The organism is Bradyrhizobium sp. NBAIM18, from assembly GCF_020193825.1.
Classification (GTDB): Bacteria; Pseudomonadota; Alphaproteobacteria; order Rhizobiales; family Xanthobacteraceae; genus Bradyrhizobium; species Bradyrhizobium yuanmingense.
In genome coordinates this window covers 1-2,637 of sequence record NZ_JADYVO010000056.1, presented here as the reverse complement: position 1 = coordinate 2,637, position 2,637 = coordinate 1, and the positions used below count along the sequence as shown (strand labels likewise).

1 protein-coding gene is annotated in these 2,637 nt (G+C 61.8%); it reads left to right on the top strand.

Features of this window, described 5'->3' with window-relative positions; genetic code table 11:
• Window positions 1-522 precede the first annotated feature (522 nt).
• The gene (locus I6F17_RS37360) at window positions 523-2,625 is read left to right on the top strand and encodes a recombinase family protein (RefSeq protein ID WP_109141569.1); all 2,103 of its coding nucleotides are present in this window, start codon (window positions 523-525) and stop codon (window positions 2,623-2,625) included.
• The last annotated feature ends 12 nt before the right edge of the window (window positions 2,626-2,637 follow it).

Below are 2,637 nucleotides of genomic sequence, written 5' to 3'. Positions count from 1 at the left end.
TCGCCGAACACGGCAGAGTACCCCTATTTTGGAACGTGTCGTGTCTCACGTCACGATCACCGACCCGCATCATTTTTTGTTCGGGCACAGGCTTGAGGTGCTGAAGGAGCGGTCGGGGCGCGGTCCCGCCTACGTCGTTGTCGGGCTGCCGGACGGACGGCGGCGGGGGGTTCGGATCGCGTCGACGGACCTTGCCGAGACGTCGATCGCTTCCCGCCCGAACAGGGCCGATCTGCCGCGCATCAGTGTACGTACGCTGATCCCATTGATGCAACATTTGAGGGCGAGTCTGAGCCTTCTCGACGAGAAGGTGATTCGCGATGACCCACCGACCACTCCCAGGTCGCGTTGCGTATCGACCCCTGCCCACGTTGGCAAATCCACCCGGCCGTCGGACGGCCAACATTCCGCGCCTGTGGCCGAATCTGTCGCCCGCGACGCAAACCCAGATTGCTCAAACAATCGCCGCGTTGATGCGGCGAATGCAAGCGATCCCCGGCACGCCCGGAAGGGGACTGGGTCGTGCTGATCAGTTCGACCGTCGCTGACGAGCGGCTCACGACCGCACACCGGGCCAAGTTGGCCTATGTCTACGTGCGGCAGTCATCCGTGAACCAGGTGCGCCAGCATCAGGAGAGCACGGAGTTGCAGTACCGCCTCGTCGATCGCGCCATCGGTCTGGGCTGGCCGCCTGAGCGCGTCCAGGTGATTGACGAGGATCTGGGCAAATCCGGTGCTGGCGGCGTGGATCGTCATGGTTTCCAGAAGCTCATTGCCGAGATCGGCCTTGGCAACGCCGGTCTGGTGGTGAGCCTCGACGCTTCTCGCCTGGCCCGCAATAACCGGGACTGGCATCAGCTTCTCGAACTGTGCTCGGTGTTCGGCGTGATCATTGCGGATGGCGAACGGCTTTACGATCCACGCGCCTATCACGACCGCCTGCTGTTGGGCTTATCCGGCATCATGAGTGAGGCGGAGTTGCATCAGCTTCGGATGCGCCTGCACCAAGGCGAACGCCAAAAGGCGGCGCGGGGCGAACTGCGGCTACCGCTGCCAGGCGGGCTCGCCTATGATCGAGCGGGCACAATTGTTCTCAATCCCGACGAGGAGGTGCAGGCCCGTCTTCATCTCGTGTTTGCCAAATTCCGGGAACTGCAAAGCGCTCGCCGTGTGATGCGGTACCTGGACCGGAACGGATTGTCCTTGCCGGTTCGACCACTGCTTGGACCATCTCCACACGAGATCGTCTGGCGTGCGCCAGATAGTGCACGCGTCCTTAATATCCTTCAGAATCCGGCCTATGCTGGGGCGTATGTTTATGGCCGCCGGCAAAAGGATCCGAGCCGATGCCGGCCGGGATCGCTGACGGGAACGGTCAAGGTAGCGATCGGCGATTGGGCGGTTTGCCTCCACGCCGCTCACCCAGGCTATATCAGCTGGGAGGAGTTCATGGCCAACCAGGGGCGACTGGCAGATAACGTCTGCCGCTATGAGGCAGGACATTCTGGCGTACCGCGCAAGGGGGCAGCCCTGTTACAGGGAATTGCGGTCTGCGGTCGTTGTGGACGGCGCATGAGCATGCGCTACACGGGCCCGAATGCCGACTATCCGGTCTATTGCTGCCGCTCGGATCGGGACCAGCAAGGCAGTGCAATGTGCCAGGAAGTCCGAGCCTTGGCGGTTGACACGCTGGTTGAACGGATAGTCCTCGATGCCCTGGTGCCGGATCAGATTGAGATCGCACTCGCAGCCGCGGGCCAAATGGAGCAGGAGAGCCATCAACTCGAGCGCCAGTGGGCGCTTCGCGTGGAGCGCGCCCGCTACGATGCCGAGCGCGCTCGGCGCCAGTATGACGCCGTAGAGCCCGAGAACCGTCTTGTGGCGCGCTCACTTGAGCGGGCTTGGGAAGAGAGGCTGCGTGCCGTCGAGGCGGTCGAGCAGGAGCATGCGCGTTGGCGCGTGCAAGAGCCGCTTCTGATTGGCCCGGCGGAATGCGCAGGGCTACAAGCGCTCGGCGAGAGTCTGCCGCGGATTTGGAACGCGGCCACCACGTCGGCAGCCGATCGCAAGCGCATTCTGCGATTTGTGATCCGCGAAGTCGTTCTTGATCAGAAGCGGACCCGAGGTCAGGTATGGTTCAAGATCGTGTGGTGGACCGGTGCAACCAGCGAGCATCACGTGCAACGGCGTGTTCATACCTACCGCGACTACATCGACGTTGATCGATTGCGGCAACGGATCATCGAGTTGAACGCTGAACACAAAATGGACGGCGAGATCGCGGCAATACTCAATCAGGAAGGCTTCGTCGCGGCGCGAGGCTGCGCCTTCAAAGGCGAGAACGTCTGGCTGTTGCGGACTCGCTGGGGCATTCCTACCGTCAAAATCAACGGCGTGGACAAGAATCCGATACGCTGGCCCGATGGGAGCTTCTCAATTCAGGGCGCAGCGGCTGAGCTTGGAGTAACCCCGCAAACAGTGTTCGACTATCTCGCGCGGGGATTGTTGGTAGGTCGTCAGTTAGCCAAAGGCCAGCCATGGCAGATCGAGCTCTCAGACGACCAAATCCGTCAGCTTCGTAATCGAGTACGACGCACCAAGCGTTCGAGGAAGGAGGCATCATGAAGTCATCGGCTC